Raw genomic sequence first — 22,930 nt, 5'->3', positions numbered from 1 at the left:
CCTTCTTTGTATTTTTTTGTTATAATAGATAGAGAAAAGGTGATAAAATGAAAAAAATATTAATTGTAGATGATGAGAAACCAATCTCGGATATTATTAAGTTTAATATGACCAAGGAAGGTTACGAAGTTGTAACCGCATTTAATGGTCGTGAAGCAATTGAGCTATTTGAAGCAGAGCAACCAGATATTATTATTCTAGACTTGATGCTTCCGGAAATTGATGGTTTAGAAGTAGCCAAAGCCATTCGTAAGACCAGTAGTGTTCCTATCATTATGCTCTCAGCTAAGGATAGTGAGTTTGACAAAGTTATTGGTTTGGAGTTAGGTGCAGATGATTATGTCACAAAGCCCTTCTCAAACCGTGAGTTGCAAGCCCGTGTGAAAGCTTTACTTCGTCGTACAGATCTTGCTTCAGTAGATAGCCAAGAGTCTGATGAGAAGAAGACGCAGCCTTTACAAATTGGTGATTTGGAAATCGTTCCAGATGCTTACGTGGCTAAGAAATATGGTGAGGAATTAGATTTGACCCACCGTGAGTTTGAACTCTTATATCACTTGGCATCTCATATTGGTCAAGTGATTACGCGTGAACACTTGCTTGAGACTGTATGGGGTTATGACTATTTTGGTGATGTTCGTACAGTGGACGTGACTATCCGACGTTTGCGTGAAAAAATTGAAGACACACCAAGCCGTCCAGAATATATCCTCACACGTCGTGGTGTTGGCTACTATATGAAAAATAATGATTGAAGATATTAGACAAACTATTCTGACCAGTGATTTTATCTTTATCCTGATTTTACTTGGCTTTATCCTGGTGGTGACCTTGCTCTTACTGGAAAATCGTCGGGATAATATCCGTCTGAAGGAGATAAATCAAAAGGTTAAGGACTTGATTGCAGGTGATTATTCTCAAGTTTTGGACTTGCAAGGAAGTACAGAAATCACCAATATCACCAATAATCTAAACGATTTGTCAGAAGTTATTCGTTTGACCCAAGAAAATCTGGAACAAGAGAGTAAACGATTGAACAGTATTCTTTCTTATATGACTGATGGCGTCCTTGCGACTAATCGCCGTGGCCAGATTACCATGATCAACGATATGGCAAAGAAACAGCTCGGTGTGCAGAAAGAAGATGTTCTTAATAAAAGCATCCTCGAATTGCTTAAGATAGAAGATGAGTATGAGCTGCGTGACCTGATTACACAGATTCCAGAGTTGACGATTGACTCCCAGGATGTAAATGGGGAATACCTGAGCCTTCGTGTACGTTTTGCTCTGGTTCGTCGTGAGTCAGGTTTCATCTCTGGTTTGGTTGCCGTTTTACATGATACGACCGAGCAGGAGAAGGAAGAGCGTGAGCGAAGACTCTTTGTTTCGAATGTCAGTCATGAGTTGCGTACTCCTTTGACCAGTGTTAAATCTTATCTCGAAGCCTTGGATGAGGGAGCTCTGTATGATCCTGTCGCCCCTGATTTTATTAAGGTCTCACTCGATGAAACCAACCGTATGATGCGTATGGTGACAGATCTCTTGCATCTATCTCGTATTGACAATGCGACTACTAAACTGGATATAGAGTTGATTAACTTTACAGCCTTTATCACCTTCATCCTCAACCGTTTTGATAAGATGAGAAATCAGGATGAAGAGAAAAAATATGAGCTAGTGAGAGATTATCCAATAACTTCAGTTTGGATTGAGATTGATACGGATAAGATGACCCAGGTGATTGATAATATTCTTAACAATGCCATCAAGTATTCACCAGATGGTGGGAAGATTACGGTTAGCATGAAAACCACGGATGACCAGATGATTTTATCAATTTCTGACCAGGGTCTTGGGATTCCAAAACAAGATTTGCCTAGGATTTTTGACCGCTTTTACCGTGTGGATCGCGCAAGAAGTCGTGCTCAAGGTGGGACTGGTCTAGGTCTGGCTATCGCGAAAGAAATCATCAAACAACACAATGGTTTTATTTGGGCAAAAAGCGAATACGGTAAGGGCTCAACATTTACCATAGTGCTCCCTTATGATAAGGATGCCGTAAAAGAAGAAATATGGGAGGACGAAATAGAAGACTAGAATGAGTGAAAAAGGCTTTAAATACAGTATTTTAGCATCAGGTTCCAGTGGAAATTCCTTTTATCTGGAAACCCAAAAAAAGAAAATTTTAGTGGATGCAGGCTTGTCGGGTAAGAAAATTACCAGTCTCTTGAGTGAAATCAATCGTAAGCCTGAAGATTTGGATGCTATTTTGATTACGCATGAACATTCAGATCATATTCATGGAGTTGGTGTATTGGCTCGCAAATATGGTATGGACCTTTACGCCAATGAAAAAACCTGGCAGGCTATGGAAAATAGCAAGTACCTCGGTAAGGTGGATTCATCGCAGAAGCATATTTTTGAAATGGGTAAAACCAAAACCTTTGGCGATATTGATATTGAGAGTTTTGGGGTTAGCCATGATGCGGCAGCACCCCAGTTTTACCGCTTTATGAAAGATGACAAGAGCTTTGTCATGCTGACCGATACAGGTTATGTCAGTGACCGTATGGCAGGAATTGTCGAAAATGCAGACGGTTATCTCATCGAGTCCAACCACGACGTAGAAATCTTGCGAGCAGGATCTTACGCTTGGCGTCTCAAACAGAGAATTCTATCGGATCTTGGTCACCTCTCTAATGAGGATGGTGCTGAGGCCATGATTCGTGCAATGGGAAATCGAACCAAGAAAATCTACCTCGGGCATTTGTCCAAAGAGAACAATATCAAGGAGCTGGCTCATATGACCATGGTCAATCAGCTAGCTCAAGCCGATTTGGGAGTTGGAGTAGACTTTAAGGTCTACGACACTTCCCCAGATACCGCAACACCATTGACAGATATATAAAAAAGAAGGCGAGTGCCTTCTTTTCTTATGTTTAGTTATTATTTTCTAGTCCAAACACCATTTAAAATATGATATAATAAGGTTTATAGTACGAGAAAGGTTGCCTTATGACGATAGATATTAGTGAAGAACAGTTGGCTATGGAGTCTGCTGGCTTATTAAAAATTCTTTTAAAAGATCGAACGACCAAGAAAAATATTGTTTGGGCGACCCATTCTTATGAATTGTTGGGAAAGGGATTTGCTCCAAGTGATCGCATCACTCCAAGTAGAGTGACGGGAACCTATGCAAACTTAATTCAACCTCGATCAGAAAAGTCCAAGTATGAGCAAAAAGACCGAACCAAGATTAGAGCCGAAGTTTTTACGCCAACTTGGTTGGTTGAAAAGCAAAATGGCTACGTGGAAGCTGAACTTGAAGCTCTGGATCTTGAAGACTATATCCAAGTGCGTTGGCTAGAAATCACCTGTGGTGAAGCACCTTATATGGTTACTCGCTATGATACAGTGACCGGTGAGGAAATTCCATTATCTGAGCGAGTTGGTTTTGTAGATAGAAAATTGCAACGCATTAGTCGTGAGGTCTCAGATGAAGCCACCTTTTATGAACTTGTAAAAAAAGCTTATCGAGCTTCATATGGCTATGAGTATCAAGGAGATTCTCTGCTTTTAGCGCGTGAAAATCTTTTAGCGACCTTCGAGGACTACTATCTTGTAAAGACTGGAAATCAACCGACCTTAGAGCAAAAGAAAGAAATTGCGACTATTATATCCTACAATGTCTTTCAGATGGATGGATTGAAAAAAATCAGTCCTTACTCAGCTAAACAAGAGCAATCTCAACAGCTAAGCTTGTTTTCAGATGAGCTAGAAGTCCAAGAAGTAGAAGAATCTAAAACCCAAATCAAAGACTGGAAAAAGAATAAAATGATAGGTTTTGAGAGCCTATCAAGCGAGGAAAGTGAAATGAAATTTGATGTCGTGATAGGAAATCCGCCTTACCAAGAGGAGGCGCAAGGAACAAGTACAAAGGATATGCCTATATATCATAAATTTATTTCAGAATCATACAAAATTTCTAAAAAGGCATCTTTAATAACTCCTGCTAGATTTTTATCAAATGCTGGAGGGACTCCAAAAACTTGGAATCAACAAATGTTGAATAATCAACATGTAAAGGTATCTTTTTTTGAACAAAAAAGTGGCACTGTTTTTCCTGGAACTGATATTAAAGGTGGGGTAGCAGTTACTTATTATGATACTGAACAAGAATTTGAACCAATTGAAGTTTTTGTTCCCTTTATAGAAATGAATTCAATTAGAAAAAAAATTATTAAGAAAAATTTTGAATCCATTGATCAATTTGTTACTAATAGAGGATCATATCGCTATTCTGATTTGATTTATACAGATTTTCCTAATCTTATGGAGAGAGTTTCAGATAGGAGAATTGCTTCTAATGCTTTTGAAAAATTGCCTGAATTATTTTTTGATGTTAAACCTGAAGATGGTAATGAGTATATTAAAATATATGGACGTTTTAATAATGAACGTGTATATAAATGGTTTAGAAAAGATTATGTAACATGCCCATCAAATTTTGAAAAGTATAAAATAATTCTTCCAAAGGCAAATGGAAGTGGGGCGATTGGCGAAGTCCTATCGACCCCCGTCATCGGGTACCCCGTCATCGGGTACACAGAGACATTTATTTCTGTTGGTGAATTTGATTCTTTAGAAGAGGCGGAGGCTTGTTTAAAATATATTAAATCTAAGTTTTTGCGCACAATGCTTGGGATTTTGAAAATTACTCAAGATAACACGAAAGCAGTATGGCATTATGTCCCTCTCCAAGACTTTACGGTCAATTCGGACATTGATTGGACACAATCAGTGGCTGATATTGACCGCCAACTCTATCAAAAATATGACCTTTCTCCTGAAGAAATTTCCTTTATTGAGACTCATGTAAGGGAGATGGATTGATGGTAGAAATTAAAACTTCTAAAGAAATTCATCCTAAAATCTATGCCTACACCACTCCTACGGTAACAAGCAATGAGGGCTGGATTAAGATTGGTTATACAGAGCGTGATGTTACGCAACGGATTAAAGAACAAACGCATACTGCTCATATAGATACAGATGTCTTATGGACTGGGGATGCAGCCTATACGGAAGAACCTGATAAGGGAAAAACTTTTAAGGATCATGATTTCCACCATTTCCTTTCTTTTCATGATGTGGAACGTCGTCCCAAGACTGAATGGTTTTACTTTAATGGGACACCTGAGAAATCTAAAAATCTTTTTGATAAGTTTGTTCAGCATGATTTGTCAGGTTATCAGCCTGGCCAAGGACAGGACTATACTCTGCGACAGGAGCAAGAAGAAGCAGTTTCTAAGACCTTAGCTTATTTCAAGAATCATCTAGGAGGTAAGTTCCTCTGGAATGCCAAGCCACGTTTTGGTAAGACCTTGTCTACCTATGACCTAGCTTGTCGGATGGATGCTGTCAATGTCCTAATCGTAACCAACAGACCTGCAATAGCTAACTCATGGTATGATGATTTTGAAAAATTCATAGCTGGTCAAACGACTTATAAGTTTGTTTCAGAAACAGACAGTCTTAAAAATCGGCCAACCTTGTCACGAAAAGAATTTGTTGGTATTTTAGATGACGATGTAAGACAACTTGCTTTTATCAGTCTCCAAGACTTGAAAGGCTCTGCTTATCTTGGTGGAGAGCACAATAAACTCAAATGGGTAACTGATCTACATTGGGACTTGTTGGTTATCGATGAGGCTCACGAAGGAGTTGCTACCTTCAAGACAGACCAAGCCTTTAATAAGATCCGTCGAAACTTTACCTTGCATCTATCAGGAACTCCATTTAAGGCATTAGCTAAGGGAGAATTTACCGAGGAGCAGATCTACAACTGGTCTTACGCTGATGAGCAGGCAGCTAAAACAACTTGGTCACCTGATCAAGAAGAGGAAAATCCATATGAAAGCTTGCCTCAGTTAAATCTCTTTACCTATCAAATGTCTCAGATGATTGGTGAGGAGTTAGAAAAAGGTGCTCAACTAGATGGCGAAAATATCGACTATGCTTTTGACTTGAGTGAATTTTTCGCAACAGATGATAAAGGGAAATTTATCCATGAGCAAGATGTCAGAAATTGGTTAGATACTCTATCAAGCAATGAGAAATATCCATTTTCAACCAAAGAACTTCGGAACGAACTCAAGCATACTTTTTGGCTCTTAGAACGTGTAGCCTCAGCAAAAGCCTTAAAAGCACTGCTAGAGGAACATCCCATCTATGAAAACTATGAGGTTGTGTTAGCTGCTGGTGACGGTCGTATGTCCGAGGAAGATGATAAGGTTAAACTCAAATCCCTAGACTTGGTTAGAAAAGCGATAGCAGAGAATGACAAAACCATTACCCTATCCGTCGGTCAATTGACGACAGGTGTGACGATCCCTGAATGGACAGGCGTATTGATGTTATCAAACTTGAAATCACCTGCCATTTATATGCAAGCTGCCTTCCGTGCACAAAACCCTTACTCATGGACCGATAACAAAGGAAATCACTTCCGCAAAGAAAGAGCCTATGTATTTGACTTTGCGCCAGAAAGAACCCTGATTCTCTTTGATGAGTTTGCGAACAACTTATCACTTGCGACTGCAGGAGGTGGTGGAACTTCCGTAACTCGTGAAGAGAACATCAGAGAACTCTTAAATTTCTTCCCTGTCATAGCAGAAGACCGTACAGGTAAGATGGTTAAAATTGATGCTAAGGCAGTTCTGACTATACCGCGTCAAATAAAAGCTAGGGAAGTCCTCAAACGAGGGTTTATGTCTAATCTCTTATTTGATAATATCAGCGGCATTTTCCAAGCCAGTCAAACCGTTCTAGACATCTTAAATGAACTACCAGTTGAAAAGGAAGGCAAGTTACAAACACCTTCTGATTTACTAGATTTTTCAGATGTTACAGTGGATGATGAGGGCAATGCAGTGGTTGACCATGAAATCGTGGTCAATCAACAAACGCGACTTTTTGGTGAAAAAGTTTATGGACTTGGACAGTCTGTTGCTGAGTTAGTCACAAAAGATGAGGAAAGAACTCAAAAACAGCTGGTCAATGACTTGAGTAAGACCGTTTCTTCAGTAATTGTAGAGGAATTGAAGGTTGGATATGATCTGAAAACTCGGGAAACAGACCAGATCAAGAAACAAATTGTAGCAACATTTGAGAACGAAGTTCGAAAAAATGAGATTGAACGTAAAATTTCTGAAGCTCATATCAAGGAAGAGTTGCAACAACAGCTCAAGGAAACAAATGATAAAGAGCAAAAAGATAAGATTCAAGAAGTTCTTGAAAAACGTTTAGAAGAAAATAATCTCATTCATAAAGAAAAACTAGAACAAACACTTAAAAATGAAGTGGAAAAAATGCCCGAGAAGTTTATTGAACAGGTTGAGATAAAACGGGTGGAACAGTTGAAACAATCAGCCCAAGATGAGATTCGGGACCATCTTCGAGGATTTGCACGAACAATTCCAAGTTTCATCATGGCCTACGGTGATCAATCTCTAACACTTGATAATTTTGACACCTTTGTTCCTGAGCACGTCTTCTTTGAAGTGACTGGTATTACGATTGACCAATTTCGTTATTTGAGAGATGGTGGGCAGGATTTTGCAGGACATCTCTTTGATCGAGCAACATTTGATGAAGCCATCCAAGAATTTCTTCGCAAGAAAGAGGAGTTGGCAGATTATTTTAAAGATCAAAAAGAAGATATCTTTGACTATATTCCACCGCAAAAGACCAATCAGATTTTCACTCCTAAACGTGTGGTGAAGAGAATGGTGGATGACCTTGAAAAAGAAAATCCAGGAATCTTTGATGATCCGTCTAAGACATTCATTGATTTGTACATGAAGTCAGGTCTCTATATTGCAGAGCTTGTTAAGCGGCTATATAACAGCAATGGCTTGAAAGAAGCCTTTCCAAATCCTGAAGAACGCTTAAAACATATCCTAGAAAATCAAGTTTATGGATTTGCGCCTTCAGAAATTATCTATAATATCTCGACTAATTTTATCTTTGGAAATCTCACTCAAGATATCAGTAGAAAGAACTTTGTTTTAGAAGATACCATCCCTGCTGCTAAAGAAGGTAGAATTCAGGAATTGGTGGATAGATATTTTGAATATAATTAAAAAAGAAGGCGAGAGCCTTCTTTTGTTGTTTTTTACAATCCTGCAAATTCTTTGATTTCTTGTGCTGACATGGAAGAGTCGCAACGGACATTGATTTGGCCATCAGCAACATGAACGAATCCCGGAACAGTTGGGATACCATAGCGTGAACGGAAATCTTGCAAAGCATTGAGTTGGCTAGGTTCTTCGCTATTGATGAAGTAGATGTGAGCTTTGGTTTCAGATACGACACCTGCTAATGTGCCAGCAAATTTACGGCAGTAGGGACAAGTTTTGCGACCGATGAAGAAGGTTGCTGTTTCTTTATTATCGAGTGCTTCTTGGGCGCGCGAAACTGTAGTCACTTCAAGATCTTTAATATTTTCTAAAAACTGATTCATAAGAATACCTCTCTTTTTTTGATAAAACTAGTATGCCACAAAGTTCCTAAAATTGCTTGGATTTGATACGAAAAAAAGATGAGATTGGTTTGTCTCATCTTTTATATTGCTTATTTTACAAAGGCATTGATTTCTGCTTCGATGTTGGCAATCTTAGCTTGTGAATCTTCGTTACTTTCACCCACAACGGCAATGTAGAACTTGATTTTTGGTTCAGTACCAGAAGGGCGAACTGCAATCCAAGAACCATCAGCAAGTGTGTATTTCAATACATCACTTGGAGGTGTAGTCAAGGCTGTTACAGTACCGTCAGAAGCAGTAGAAGTTTGTGCCTTGAAGTCTTCTACAACAGTGATAGCTGTTGCGTTCCATTCTTTCGGAGCATTGTTACGGAATTTAGCCATGATGGTTTTAATTTGTTCTGCACCATCGACACCAGATAGAGTTACAGAGATAGTCTTTTCAGCGTAGTAACCGTATTCTTTGTAGATTTCTTCGATACCATCAGCAAGTGTCAAACCACGTGAACGATAATAGGCAGCAAGTTCAGCAACGACAAGAACGGCTTGGATAGCATCTTTATCACGTACGAATGGTTTGATCAAGTAACCGAAGCTTTCTTCAAATCCCATCATGTAAGTGTGATTGTGTTTTTCTTCGAATTCTTGAATCTTTTCAGCGATAAATTTGAAACCAGTCAAGACGTTGAACATAGTTGCGCCGTAGCTTTCAGCAATCTTAGTGACCAAGTCAGTTGATACGATTGACTTGCAGAGGGCTGCATTTTCAGGAAGTGTTCCAGCGTTTTTATGAGCTTCCAAGATGTATTTAGCCATGATGGCACCGATTTGGTTCCCTGAGAGGTTGAGGTAGCTGCCATCTTTTTGAAGAACTTCAACACCAACACGGTCAGCGTCTGGGTCAGTCGCCACAAGAACATCAGCATCAACTTGACGGCCGAGTTCTTCAGCAAGTGCAAAGGCTGCTTGGTTTTCTGGGTTTGGAGATTTAACAGTTGAGAAATCTGGATCTGGAGTTGCTTGAGCTTCAACGACTTGAACTGAGTCAAATCCAGCTTGTGCAAGAGCACGGCGAGCCAACATTTCACCAGTACCATGAAGTGGTGTGTAGACAATCTTCATGTCTTTACCAAACTCTCCAATCAAGGCTGGGTTGATATTTACATCTTTTACTTCTTTGAGGTATTCTGCGTCAACAGCTTCGCCGATAACTTCAATCAAGCCAGAAGCTTTTTCAGCTTCTACATCAGCAACTTCGACAGCGAATGGGTTTTCGATAGCACGGATGTAAGTAGTCAAAGCGTCCGCGTCATGTGGAGGCATTTGCCCACCGTCTTCACCATAAACCTTGTAACCGTTAAATGGAGCAGGGTTATGGCTAGCAGTAATCATGATACCTGCAAAACAGCTGAGGTGACGAACTGCAAATGAGAGTTCTGGAGTTGGACGAAGGCTTTCAAATACGTAAGATTTGATGCCGTGTTTTGCGAGAACTGCAGCAGATTCAAAGGCAAATTCAGGTGAGAAGTGGCGACTATCATAGGCAATCGCAACACCACGTTCTTTTTCATTTCCACCTTTTGACTCAATCAAACGAGCCAATCCTTCAGTTGCTTGACGAACAACATAGATGTTGATGCGGTTTGTACCTGCACCGATCAAGCCACGCATACCTGCAGTACCAAATTCAAGATTGGTGTAGAAAGCATCTTCTTTTGTTTTTTCGTCCATGTTTTCTAAATCTTGACGAAGATAGTCGGGAAGGTCGGCAAAATCGACCCATTTTTGATAATTTTCTTGGTAAGTCATAGAGTATCTCCTTTATCTATTGCTTTAATCGCTTTCATTATATCACGATTTGATATTTTAGTAAAACGATAGCATAACTTAAAATGTAGGAAATTTACTTTTATTTCATTGTAGAAGAACAGCCCTATACGCTTTCTAATGAAAAAGAAGATGAATAGTTCGGGTTTATGACTTGAACTTTTTTCATTGCAATTGTGCAAAAGAGAAAAAGATAGTAAAATAGATGTATGATTATTTTACAAGCTAATAAAATTGAACGTTCTTTTGCAGGAGAGGTTCTTTTTGATAATATCAACCTGCAAGTTGATGAACGAGATCGGATTGCCCTCGTTGGGAAAAATGGGGCAGGTAAGTCTACTCTTTTGAAGATTTTGGTTGGGGAAGAGGAGCCGACCAGTGGAGAAATCAATAAGAAAAAAGATGTTTCTCTGTCTTACCTAGCCCAAGATAGCCGTTTTGAGTCTGAAAATACCATTTATGATGAAATGCTTCACGTCTTTGATGACTTGCGTCGGACTGAGAAGCAACTTCGTCAGATGGAACTGGAGATGGGTGAAAAGTCTGGTGAAGATCTGGATAAACTGATGGCGGATTATGATCGTTTATCAGAGAACTTCCGTCAGGCTGGTGGCTTCACCTACGAAGCTGATATCCGTGCTATCTTAAATGGATTCAAGTTTGACGAGTCTATGTGGCAGATGAAAATTGACGAGCTTTCTGGTGGCCAAAATACTCGTCTGGCACTGGCTAAAATGCTCCTTGAAAAGCCCAATCTCTTGATCTTGGACGAACCAACCAACCACTTGGATATTGAAACCATTGCCTGGCTGGAAAATTACCTGATAAATTATAGTGGTGCCCTCATTATTGTCAGTCACGACCGTTACTTTTTGGACAAGGTTGCGACGGTTACACTTGATTTGACCAAGCATTCCTTGGATCGCTATGTGGGAAATTATTCTCGTTTTGTTGAGTTAAAGGAGCAAAAACTAGCTACTGAGGTAAAAAACTATGAAAAGCAACAGAAGGAAATCGCTGCTCTGGAAGACTTTGTCAATCGCAATCTAGTCCGAGCTTCAACGACCAAGCGTGCCCAATCTCGTCGTAAACAACTGGAAAAAATGGAGCGTTTGGACAAGCCGGAAGCTGGCAAGAAATCAGCCAATATGACCTTCCAGTCTGAAAAAACGTCGGGCAATGTTGTTTTGACCGTTGAAAATGCAGCTATTGGCTATGATGGGGAAATATTGTCAGAACCTATCAACCTAGACCTTCGTAAGATGAATGCTATTGCGATTGTAGGACCTAATGGCATTGGGAAGTCAACCTTTATCAAGTCAATAGTAGACCAGATCCCTTTAATCAAGGGAGAAAAGCGTTTTGGTGCTAACGTTGAGGTTGGCTACTATGACCAGACTCAAAGCAAGCTAACACCTAGTAATACTGTCCTGGATGAACTCTGGAATGACTTTAAATTGACACCAGAGGTTGAAATCCGCAACCGCCTTGGAGCCTTCCTTTTCTCTGGTGATGATGTTAAGAAATCAGTAGGCATGCTGTCAGGTGGCGAGAAAGCTCGTTTACTGCTTGCCAAACTTTCAATGGAAAACAATAACTTCTTGATTCTGGATGAGCCAACCAACCATTTGGATATTGATAGCAAGGAAGTGTTAGAAAATGCCCTGATTGACTTTGACGGAACCCTTCTTTTTGTCAGCCACGACCGTTACTTTATCAATCGTGTAGCCACTCATGTACTGGAATTGTCTGAGAATGGCTCAACCCTCTACCTTGGAGATTACGACTACTATGTTGATAAGAAAGCAGAAGTAGAAATGATTCAAGCCGAGGAAGCTTCAACTAGCAATCAAGCAAAAGAACCGAGCCAATTCAATGACTACCAGGCCCAGAAAGAAAGTCAAAAAGAAGTTCGCAAACTTATGCGACAAATCGAGAGTTTGGAAGCTGAAATCGAAGAGTTAGAAAGTCAAAGCCAAGCCATTTCTGAACAAATGCTGGAAACCAACGATGCAGGTAAACTCATGGAATTGCAGACTGAACTGGACAAAATCAGCCATCGTCAGGAAGAAGCTATGCTTGAGTGGGAAGAATTATCAGAGCAGGTGTAAGAAATGGAACATCTTGGAAAGGTATTTCGTGAATTCCGAACAAGTGGGAAGTACTCCTTAAAAGAGGCAGCAGGTGAATCATGTTCAACCTCTCAGTTATCTCGCTTCGAGCTTGGGGAGTCTGATCTAGCAGTTTCTCGTTTCTTTGATATTTTGGACAATATTCATGTGACTATTGAAAATTTCATGGACAAGGCTAGGGATTTTCAAAATCACGAACATGTTGCCTTAATGGCACAAATTATTCCGCTTTACTACTCAAATGATATTGCAGGTTTTCAACAACTTCAAAAGGAACAGCTCAAGAAAGCAAAGAGTTCGACCAATCCCCTCTATTTTGAGCTGAATTGGATTCTGCTACAAGGCCTTATTTGTCAAAGAGATACTCGTTACAGGATGAGGCAGAGTGATTTGGATAAAGTGGCGGATTATCTTTTCCAAACAGAAGAATGGACCATGTATGAGTTGATTCTTTTCGGGAATCTCTATACATTCTACAATGTGGACTATGTGGCTCGGATTGGCAGAGAAGTCATGGAACGAGAAGAGTACTACAAGTAAATTGGTCGGCATCGTAAACTTGTTTTGATTTTAGCTCTTAACTGTTACCAGCATTGTTTGGAGAACCGTTCTTTTGCAAATGCGGACTATTTTGAGGGCTATGTGGAGAAGTTGATTGGAAATGGTATCAAGCTTTATGAGCGCAATATCTTCCATTATCTCAAAGGTTTTGCCCTCTACCAGAGAGACTTGAAAGAAGAAGGTTGTAGTCAGATGCAGGAGGCTATGCATATTTTTGAAGCACTTGGACTTCCAGAGCAAGTGGCTTACTATCAGGAACATTATGAAAAATTTGTAAATGCTTAAATTTCCCAAATAAGGGAAAAATAAAGAGACTCCTATCAGTTTTGATACAATAGTTTCAAAATTTGAGAGGAGCTTTTTATATGAATCGACATGCAGTACAGTTGATTAGACGTGGTGCTATTAATAAGATAGGAAATATGCTCTATGATTATGGAAATAGTGTTTGGTTAGCCTCAATGGGGACGATAGGACAGACTGTTCTTGGGATTTATCAAATTTCTGAGTTGGTTACATCTATTTTAGTCAATCCCTTTGGTGGAGTGATTTCAGACCGCTTTTCGCGTCGCAAAATTTTAATGACGACTGACTTGATTTGCGGCATTCTCTGTTTAGCGATTTCTTTTATCAGAAATGATAGCTTGATGATTGCTGCCTTGATTTTTGCCAATATTGTTCAGGCGGTTGCCTTTGCATTTTCTCGTACAGCCAATAAAGCCATTATAACTGAGGTTGTAGAGAAAGACGAGATTGTGACCTACAATGCTCGCTTAGAGCTCGTTTTGCAGGTTGTAGGCGTTAGCTCCCCTGTACTGTCTTTCATCGTTTTACAATTCGCCAGTCTCCATATGACGCTCGTTTTAGATGCCATTAGTTTTTTCATTGCATTTACCTTAGTAGCTTTACTTCCCAAAAAAGAGACTCAGGAACAAGTGAAAAGGACTTTCTGCTGGAAAAATATTTTTTCTGATATGAAAGAAGGACTTGACTATATCTGGCGCCAGCAAGAGATCTTTTTCCTTTTGTTAGTGGCTTCCAGTGTTAATTTCTTTTTTGCAGCCTTTGAATTTCTCCTCCCATTTTCAAATCGGCTTTACGGGGTAGAGGGAGCCTATGCAAGTATTTTGACTATGGGGGCAATTGGTTCGATTATCGGAGCTCTTCTAGCTAGTAAAATAAAGGCAAGTGTTTATAATCTTTTGATTCTATTGGCTTTGACTGGAGTTGGAGTTTTTGTGATGGGGTTACCACTGCCAACTTTTCTTTCCTTTTCGGGAAATTTAGTTTGTGAACTGTTTATGACAATTTTTAATATTCATTTTTTTACTCAGGTTCAAACCAAGGTTGAAAGTGAATATTTGGGTAGAGTATTAAGTACAATTTTTACTTTAGCCATTCTATTTATGCCGATTGCAAAAGGCTTTATGACGGTGCTGCCAAGCGTACATCTCTCTTCTTTCCTGATAATCGGAAGTGGAGTTGTTATCCTGTCTTGTCTATCCCTTATTTATGTACGAAGTCATTTTGAAAAAGAGTCCTAATTTCTATTTTTTTAGAAAATATTTCACTACGAACCATTTTTCAGCCCTTCTCTATTGTGAGGAGGGCTTGATTTATGGTAGAATAGTTTTATGAATGAAAGAATGAATGAGTTAGTTGCCTTGCTCAATCGCTATGCGACCGAGTACTATACGAGTGACAATCCCTCGGTGTCAGATAGCGAGTATGATCGCCTCTACCGAGAGTTGGTCGAGTTGGAAGCTGCCTATCCAGATCAAGTTTTAGCGGACAGTCCGACCCATCGTGTTGGTGGTAAGGTTTTAGACGGTTTTGAAAAATACAGTCATCAGTATCCTCTTTATAGTTTGCAGGATGCTTTTTCACGTGAAGAGTTAGAAGCTTTTGATGCGCGTGTTCGAAAGGAATTGCCCCAACCGACCTATATTTGCGAGCTGAAAATCGATGGTTTGTCCATCTCGCTAACTTATGAAAAGGGAATTTTGGTAGTCGGTGCGACACGTGGGGATGGTTCTATTGGAGAAAATATCACAGAGAACCTCAAGCGTGTCAAGGACATTCCTTTGACCCTGCCAGAAGAACTTGATATCACTGTTCGTGGAGAGTGTTACATGCCACGCGCTTCGTTTGATCAAGTCAACCAGGCCCGCCAAGAAAATGGGGAGCCTGAATTTGCCAATCCTCGTAATGCAGCGGCTGGAACTTTGCGTCAGCTGGATACGGCAGTAGTGGCCAAGCGTAATCTTGCAACGTTTCTCTATCAAGAAGCAAGTCCTTCTACTCGTGATAGCCAAGAAAAAGTCTTGAAGCATCTTGAAAAGCTTGGCTTTGTAGTTAATTCTAAACGAATATTGGCTGAAAGCATAGATGAGATATGGAATTTTATCCAAGAAGTAGAAAAAGAACGGGATAATTTACCTTATGACATTGATGGAGTAGTGATCAAGGTAAATGACTTAGCAGGTCAAGAAGAGCTCGGTTTTACCGTTAAAGCACCCAAGTGGGCAGTCGCCTATAAATTTCCTGCTGAGGAAAAAGAAGCCCAGCTCCTTTCAGTTGACTGGACAGTAGGCCGTACTGGTGTTGTGACCCCGACTGCAAATCTAACACCTGTTCAGCTTGCTGGGACAACTGTTAGCCGTGCAACACTGCACAATGTAGATTATATTGCTGAAAAGGATATCCGCAAAGATGATACGGTTATCGTTTATAAGGCGGGGGACATCATTCCTGCTGTTTTGCGTGTGGTAGAGTCTAAGCGTGTTTCTGAAGAAAAACTAGATATTCCAACTAATTGTCCAAGTTGTGACAGTCACTTGCTTCATTTTGAAGATGAGGTTGCTCTACGTTGTATCAATCCTCGCTGCCCTGCCCAAATCATGGAAGGTTTGATTCACTTTGCCTCTCGAGATGCCATGAATATTACAGGACTTGGTCCATCTATCGTCGAAAAGCTTTTTGCTGCCAATTTAGTCAAGGATGTGGCGGATATCTACCGTTTGAAAGAAGAAGATTTCCTCCTTTTAGAAGGTGTCAAGGAAAAGTCTGCTTCTAAACTGTATCGGGCCATTCAAGCATCCAAGGAAAACTCTGCTGAAAAGCTCTTGTTTGGTCTGGGAATTCGCCATGTCGGAAGTAAGGCTAGTCAGCTCTTGCTCCAACATTTCCACTCTATTGAAAATCTAGCCCAAGCTGATTCTGAGGAAGTAGCAAGTATTGAGAGCTTGGGTAGTGTGATAGCTCAAAGCCTTCAGACTTATTTTGCTACAGAAGGATCGAAGATTCTCTTAGACGAGTTGAAAGAAGCTGGAGTCAATCTGGACTACAAGGGACAGACAGTAGTAGCAGATGCGGCCTTGTCAGGTTTGACCGTTGTACTAACGGGGAAATTGGAACGTCTCACGCGCTCAGAAGCCAAAAGCAAACTCGAAAGTCTTGGTGCCAAAGTTACAGGCAGTGTATCTAAGAAAACGAATCTTGTCGTAGCAGGAGCAGATGCAGGAAGCAAGCTCCAAAAAGCACAAGAACTTGGTATCGAAGTTCGAGATGAAGCTTGGCTAGAAAGTTTGTAAAGAATAGTCGAAAACTAGATGTTAGATAGTCTGGAACTATCTCTCCTGATGTATTTTTATATCTATTAATGCTATTCTCTATTGCGCTGAAATTCCCGCTAAATTCTTCAGCACCACATAAAAAATTGAAATTAGGAATTAGGAAAAGAAATGTATAGATACCCAGTAGTCATCCATTTTCACCGAAAAAATGGGGATTATGATGCTTGTTCATTTAGTAGAAAACAGGCAGATTTTAAAGAAAATTTGTATTATGAAAATGACTATTTTGGAGCAAAATTCTCCTTTACAGTTACAAGTGCAGAAAGGCTCGATACTCTGACCTTTTCTGTCGAAATAGATGGAAAGGCAAAAGACTATCTCCTACGTTTTAACCATTATCCACTGTTGACTGAGGTTTGGATTTTGGATGGTGATGAGACGGTTTATTATTCTGAAAATCCAGCCATTGCAAGTCCTTGCTATAAAGATCGAAACCCGTTTGCTTTTGATAAAGCCTTTCACAGTGAAAGTTTTGATCACCATTGGGGATACCAAGGAGAGTTGGGTTATAGTATCTCTGACTACCAGACAAGCTTTAAACTCTGGGCTCCTACAGCTACAGCTGTACAGGTGGTTGTCTATGAAAATACCAGCAACGATGCTCCGATTTGGAAAACCTATAATCTAGAGCGTGGGAATAGCTATTCATATAGTCATAAGTACAATACCATTGGTCTTTGGAGTGTAGATCTAGATGAGAATCTTGCAGGTAAGGCTTATCAGTATCAGATTGAGTTTCCGCACCACCAGACTTTGACACGAGACCCTTATACAACTGCAACAAGTCCTGACGGAAAACGTTCTGTTATTCTAACTCACAAAGAGAAACAAGTAGAAGGATTTGAAGTCAAACATGGGACAGACGCACCTTGGCGTTTGGAAAATCCATGTAAAGCAGTTATCTGTGAAATGCACATTCGTGATTTTACAAAATCGCCGACATCGGGAGTTCCAGAAAACCTTCGAGGGACCTTCCTTGGGGCTGCGCAAACGGAAACGGTTAACCAATATGGACAAGCAACCGCTTTTGACTATATCAAAGCGCTTGGTTGTAATTATGTTCAGCTTCAACCTATCTTTGATCGCCATAAGGAATATGATGAGGACGGAAATGTAACCTATAACTGGGGTTATGACCCTCAAAACTACAATGCTCCAGAAACGAGTTTCTCTAGCAATCCAGATGATCCTGGACAGGTTATTCGAGATCTCAAAACCATGATTCAGGCTTATCATGATGCAGGAATCGGTGTCATTATGGATGTCGTTTACAACCATACCTTCTCAACGGTTGATGCTCCTTTTCAAACAACTGTTCCTGATTATTACTATCGTATGAATCCAGATGGAACCTTCCAAAACGGCACAGGAGTAGGAAATGAAACCGCGAGTGAACACGAAATGTTCCGCAAGTATATGATTGACTCACTCCTTTATTGGGTGAAAGAATACAATATTGACGGTTTCCGTTTTGACTTGATGGGAATTCACGATGTTAAAACCATGCAGGCAATTCGTTGGGCACTTGATGAAGTTGATCCACGTATTCTCACCTATGGAGAAGGTTGGGATATGGGGGCAGGTCTTGCACCTTATGACAAGGCCAAGAAGGACAATGCCTACCAGATGCCAAATATTGGGTTCTTCAACGATGATCAGCGTGATGCCATCAAAGGAGGAGAAGTTTATGGCTCAATCAAGGCAGGATTTGTTAGCGGTGCTGCTACAGAACCAATCGTAGCCAAAGCCATTCTTGGTAGTCGGGAATTGGGTTCCTATCTTAGTCCAAACCAAGTCCTTAACTATGTGGAAGCCCATGATAATTACAACTTGCATGATTTATTGGTGACCCTTCATCCAAATCACAGTTCAGATAAGATTATGCGCCAAGTTGAGACAGCAACAGCGATGAGCATTCTCATGCAAGGGATGTCCTTTATAGAGCTGGGTCAAGAATTTGGACGCACCAAACTCCTTGCTACTGGAGAAAATAGCGAGCTGACTGTGGCAGATAGAGAACGTGCCATGAACAGCTACAATGCTCCAGATAGTGTCAACCAGGTCAACTGGGATTTAATCAATGAGAGACAAGAGAGCATTGAATTTATTCGCCAGATTATTCGCCTAAAAACACAGACCAGCGCCTTCTCCTATCCTACATATGAAGAAGTCTATCGCCATGTCTTCGTCCATACAGCTGCTGAAAATAGTGGGTGGATTGTTTACGAAATTCACGGTGGACCAGAGCACTTATTGGTAGTCTTTAATGCGAAAGGGACTTCCTTCTACTTTGAGAATGCAGGAAATCTTGAAATGCTGGTGTCTAATAGTCGTTCTAAAGAATCAAATGTGATTGATGATACCAGTGTCGTGGTCTTAAAGGTACTCTCGTAAATTAATGTTCTAAAAAGGTTTAGATTAACTAGGCCTTTTTTGATTTTTATTTAAAAACCAATATCTAATAGGAATAAAATTCAAATAATTTGAAGAATCAAGTTTGTGAAAAAAATATCAATATTTCCACAAAAAGGGTTGTAATTTTCTGAAAATTTGATAAAATAAGTTTTAATCATTTTCAGGAGGAAGAGAATTTGACAAATTATCAGAATTTAGTGAATGGAAAATGGAAATTATCAGAGAACGAGATTACGATCTATTCTCCTATCAATCAAGAAAAACTAGGCACGGTACCAGCTATGAGTCAGGCTGAAGTAGATGAGGCTATGAAAGCTGCGCGTGCAGCTCTCCCTGCGTGGCGTGATTTAGCACCCGTTGAGCGTGCAGCCTATTTACATAAGACAGCAGATATTTTGGAACGTGATAAAGAAAAAATTGGTACAATTCTTGCCAAAGAGGTTGCAAAAGGGATTAAAGCAGCCATTGGAGAAGTAGTACGTACAGCAGATTTGATCCGTTTTGCTGCTGAGGAAGGTATCCGTATTACTGGACAAGCGATGGAAGGTGGCGGTTTTGAAACTGCAAGTAAAAACAAACTAGCCGTTGTCCGTCGTGAGCCAGTTGGAGTTGTCTTAGCTATTGCGCCATTTAACTACCCAGTCAACCTTTCTGGATCCAAGATTGCTCCGGCTTTGATTGCAGGGAATGTTGTTATGTTTAAACCACCAACGCAAGGATCTATTTCTGGTCTCTTGCTAGCTAAAGCATTTGACGAAGCCGGAATTCCAGCAGGTGTCTTTAACACCATCACTGGACGTGGTTCTGAGATCGGAGACTACATCATTGAACACAAGGAAGTGAACTTCATTAACTTTACAGGTTCAACACCGATTGGTGAGCGTATCGGTCGTTTAGCTGGTATGCGCCCAATTATGCTGGAGCTTGGCGGGAAAGATGCAGCAATCGTTTTAGAAGATGCAGATTTGGAAAATGCAGCCAATCAAATCGTAGGTGGTGCATTTAGCTACTCTGGTCAGCGCTGTACCGCTATCAAACGTGTCTTAGTTTTAGAAAGCGTAGCAGACAAGTTAGCCGAATTGCTCCAGGCTAAAGTCGCTAAGCTAACAGTCGGTGATCCATTTGACAATGCTGATATCACACCTGTTATTGATAACGCTTCAGCTGATTTCATCTGGGACTTGATTGAAGATGCACAAGAAAAAGGTGCTCAGGCTCTTACACCAATCAAGCGTGAAGACAATCTTCTCTGGCCAGTGCTTTTTGACCAAGTTACAAAAGATATGAAAGTGGCATGGGAGGAACCGTTTGGACCTGTTCTACCAATTATTCGTGTCGCAGATGCGAATGAAGCAGTAGCAATTGCCAATGAATCTGAGTTTGGTCTTCAATCCTCTGTCTTTACAAATGACTTTAAGAAGGCATTTGAAATCGCTGAGAAACTTGAAGTGGGAACCGTTCATATTAATAATAAAACACAACGCGGACCAGATAATTTCCCATTCCTTGGTGTAAAAGGTTCTGGAGCAGGAGTGCAAGGAATTAAATATAGTATCGAAGCGATGACAAATGTTAAATCCATTGTATTTGATGTAAAATAATATATAAAATCAGGAAATCGATTTCCTGATTTTATTTTTTTCAAAAAAATACAGTTTAAAATTGTTAAAAAACGAATATTCTAGTATTATAATAAAAAAATATATGGAAATTGTTTCGTATTCTATTTTCGGGATATCTTTTTTAAAATGCTCGGTAATTTTTTGAAGACTTTCATAAAAAAATATGATTTTCTTCGTAAATTACTTGAAAGTTATCTTAAAAGAGTGTATAATAGAATTATAGAAAACGCTTACAAAAGAGAGGGGATCGAATGAATAATCAAGAAGCATTAAGAACCTTTACTACAGGTGAAAACTTTCACCTCCAGCATTATTTAGGAGCACATAGAGAGGAGAAAAACGGAGAAATTGGCTATACTTTTAGGGTTTGGGCACCAAATGCACAAGCAGTTCATCTAGTTGGGGATTTTACTAATTGGGTCGAGAATCAAATTCCTATGGTTCGTAATGAAGCAGGTGTTTGGGAAGTCTTTACTAGTCAGGCTCAGGAAGGTCAGATTTATAAATATCATATCACGCGTGCAAATGGTCACCAGATCATGAAGATTGATCCGTTGGCAGTTTATTTTGAAGCTAGACCGGGTACAGGAGCAGTTCTGACCAATATCCGTGAAAAGAAGTGGAAAGATGGCCTTTGGCTAGCGCGTCGCAAGCGTTTGGGATTTTTCGATCGACCAGTTAATATATACGAGGCCCATGCAGGATCTTGGAAGAGAAATCCAGACGGTAGTCCCTATACTTTTTCGCAACTGAAAGACGAGTTGATTCCATACTTAGTTGAGATGAACTATACACATATTGAGTTCATGCCTTTAATGGCTCACCCACTTGGCTTGAGCTGGGGCTATCAGCTTATGGGTTACTTTGCTTTTGAACATTCCTATGGCAGACCTGAGGAATTCCAAGATTTCGTTGAAGAGTGTCATATAAATAATATCGGTGTTATCGTAGACTGGGTGCCAGGCCATTTCACTATTAATGATGATGCCTTGGCGTATTATGATGGAACACCAACTTTTGAATACCAAGACCACAACAAGGCTCACAACTATGGATGGGGTGCGTTGAATTTTGACCTCGGGAAAAATGAGGTCCAGTCTTTCTTGATTTCAAGTATTAAATTTTGGATTGATTTTTACCACTTAGATGGTATTCGTGTCGATGCAGTGAGCAATATGCTTTACCTAGATTATGATAATGCTCCTTGGACTCCAAACAAAGATGGTGGAAACCTTAACTACGAGGGTTATTATTTCCTTCAACGGTTAAACACAGTGATTAAGTTAGCTCATCCAGACATCATGATGATTGCAGAAGAAAGTTCATCAGCAACAAAGATTACTGGCATGAAAGAAATGGGTGGTCTTGGCTTTGACTATAAATGGAATATGGGCTGGATGAACGATATTCTCCGTTTCTACGAGGAAGATCCAATTTATCGCAAGTATGATTTTAATCTTGTGACCTTCAGCTTTATGTATGTTTTCAATGAAAACTATCTCCTACCTTTCTCACATGATGAAGTGGTTCATGGCAAGAAGAGTATGATGCATAAGATGTGGGGAGATCGCTACAATCAGTTCGCCGGTCTGCGTAATCTCTACACCTATCAAATTTGTCATCCAGGTAAGAAACTCTTGTTCATGGGTAGTGAGTACGGGCAATTCCTAGAATGGAAGTCTGAAGAGCAGTTGGAATGGTCCAATCTAGAAGATCCGATGAATGCCAAGATGAAGCATTTCACTTCTCAACTAAATCAATTCTATAAAGAGCATCGTTGTCTTTGGGAAATTGATACTAGTTATGATGGTATTGAGATTATCGATGCTGATAATAGAGATCAGAGTGTTCTTTCCTTTATTCGTAAGGGCAAGAAGGACGAAATGTTAGTCTGTGTCTTTAATATGGCACCGGTTGAACGTAAAGACTTTACGATTGGTTTACCTGTTGCAGGTATTTACGAAGAAGTTTGGAATACAGAACTAGAAGAATGGGGAGGTGTGTGGAAAGAACACAATCAAACAGTTCAGACTCAAGAAGGCTTATGGAAAGATTACGAGCAGACTTTGACCTTCACCCTGCCTGCTATGGGAGCAAGCATTTGGGAGATCAAGCGTCGTTTGAAACCAGCTAAGAAAAAAGAATAGCAGGCTGTTGATTACAATTTTTAATATTTTAAAAACGGATGTACTTG

At 40.0% G+C, this 22,930-nt stretch carries 13 protein-coding genes and 1 pseudogene; 12 read left to right on the top strand and 2 right to left on the bottom strand.

Going from position 1 to position 22,930, the window contains the following annotated elements; translation table 11 throughout:
- The first annotated feature begins 47 nt into the window (after window positions 1–47).
- The 5 genes from yycF to ACXYSL_RS00690 all read left to right on the top strand — a co-directional run bounded on the left by yycF (window position 48) and on the right by ACXYSL_RS00690 (window position 8,144).
- Window positions 48–755 carry a response regulator YycF gene (gene yycF, locus ACXYSL_RS00710; protein WP_000722062.1) on the top strand — a complete coding sequence of 236 codons (708 nt, stop codon included), beginning with the start codon at window positions 48–50 and terminating at the stop codon, window positions 753–755.
- The gene (vicK, locus tag ACXYSL_RS00705; protein ID WP_000568719.1) at window positions 748–2,097 is read left to right on the top strand and encodes a cell wall metabolism sensor histidine kinase VicK; all 1,350 of its coding nucleotides are present in this window, start codon (window positions 748–750) and stop codon (window positions 2,095–2,097) included. Before yycF ends, vicK begins: the two co-directional genes overlap by 8 nt.
- 1 nt (window position 2,098) lies before the next feature.
- Entirely contained in the window at window positions 2,099–2,908 is an 810-nt protein-coding gene (locus tag ACXYSL_RS00700; protein WP_458623684.1) for an MBL fold metallo-hydrolase, read from the top strand.
- A 107-nt stretch (window positions 2,909–3,015) separates the two neighbouring features.
- Window positions 3,016–4,893 (top strand): Eco57I restriction-modification methylase domain-containing protein, encoded by a 1,878-nt coding sequence (locus ACXYSL_RS00695; RefSeq protein WP_458623683.1) that lies wholly within the window; start codon window positions 3,016–3,018, stop codon window positions 4,891–4,893.
- Window positions 4,890–8,144: a DEAD/DEAH box helicase family protein gene (locus ACXYSL_RS00690; protein ID WP_458623682.1), complete on the top strand. Its 3,255-nt coding sequence runs from the start codon at window positions 4,890–4,892 to the stop codon at window positions 8,142–8,144. Before ACXYSL_RS00695 ends, ACXYSL_RS00690 begins: the two co-directional genes overlap by 4 nt.
- A 32-nt stretch (window positions 8,145–8,176) precedes the next feature.
- Here ACXYSL_RS00690 and ACXYSL_RS00685 read toward each other — a convergent pair whose 3' ends face one another.
- Both ACXYSL_RS00685 and ACXYSL_RS00680 read right to left on the bottom strand, forming a co-directional pair.
- Window positions 8,177–8,524, bottom strand: coding sequence for a thioredoxin domain-containing protein (locus ACXYSL_RS00685; protein WP_458623681.1), 348 nt, complete (start codon window positions 8,522–8,524; stop codon window positions 8,177–8,179).
- Between the two features lie 110 nt (window positions 8,525–8,634).
- Window positions 8,635–10,353, bottom strand: a complete 1,719-nt coding sequence (locus ACXYSL_RS00680) for a phospho-sugar mutase (RefSeq protein ID WP_458623680.1) — start codon at window positions 10,351–10,353, stop codon at window positions 8,635–8,637.
- 227 nt (window positions 10,354–10,580) lie between these two features.
- Here ACXYSL_RS00680 and ACXYSL_RS00675 point away from each other — a divergent pair, with 227 nt between their 5' ends.
- From ACXYSL_RS00675 to glgB, 7 genes and pseudogenes are all read left to right on the top strand, one after another.
- Window positions 10,581–12,482, top strand: a complete 1,902-nt coding sequence (locus ACXYSL_RS00675) for an ABC-F family ATP-binding cassette domain-containing protein (RefSeq protein WP_458623679.1) — start codon at window positions 10,581–10,583, stop codon at window positions 12,480–12,482.
- A gap of 3 nt (window positions 12,483–12,485) precedes the next feature.
- Window positions 12,486–13,349: pseudogene (locus tag ACXYSL_RS00670) on the top strand (Rgg family transcriptional regulator).
- An 80-nt stretch (window positions 13,350–13,429) separates the two neighbouring features.
- Window positions 13,430–14,608, top strand: a complete 1,179-nt coding sequence (locus ACXYSL_RS00665) for an MFS transporter (protein WP_458623678.1) — start codon at window positions 13,430–13,432, stop codon at window positions 14,606–14,608.
- Window positions 14,609–14,698: 90 nt separating this feature from the next.
- Window positions 14,699–16,657: an NAD-dependent DNA ligase LigA gene (ligA, locus tag ACXYSL_RS00660; RefSeq protein WP_295588746.1), complete on the top strand. Its 1,959-nt coding sequence runs from the start codon at window positions 14,699–14,701 to the stop codon at window positions 16,655–16,657.
- A gap of 150 nt (window positions 16,658–16,807) precedes the next feature.
- Window positions 16,808–19,093, top strand: coding sequence for a type I pullulanase (gene pulA, locus ACXYSL_RS00655; RefSeq protein WP_458623677.1), 2,286 nt, complete (start codon window positions 16,808–16,810; stop codon window positions 19,091–19,093).
- 197 nt (window positions 19,094–19,290) lie between these two features.
- Window positions 19,291–20,715: an NADP-dependent glyceraldehyde-3-phosphate dehydrogenase gene (locus tag ACXYSL_RS00650; protein ID WP_458623676.1), complete on the top strand. Its 1,425-nt coding sequence runs from the start codon at window positions 19,291–19,293 to the stop codon at window positions 20,713–20,715.
- A gap of 272 nt (window positions 20,716–20,987) precedes the next feature.
- Window positions 20,988–22,883 (top strand): 1,4-alpha-glucan branching protein GlgB, encoded by a 1,896-nt coding sequence (gene glgB / locus ACXYSL_RS00645; RefSeq protein ID WP_458623675.1) that lies wholly within the window; start codon window positions 20,988–20,990, stop codon window positions 22,881–22,883.
- The last annotated feature ends 47 nt before the right edge of the window (window positions 22,884–22,930 follow it).

The sequence above is a fragment of the Streptococcus sp. V913 genome, from assembly GCF_054353455.1.
The sequence above is the reverse complement of the archived record's forward strand: the minus strand, read 5'-3'. Positions and strand labels throughout refer to the sequence as shown.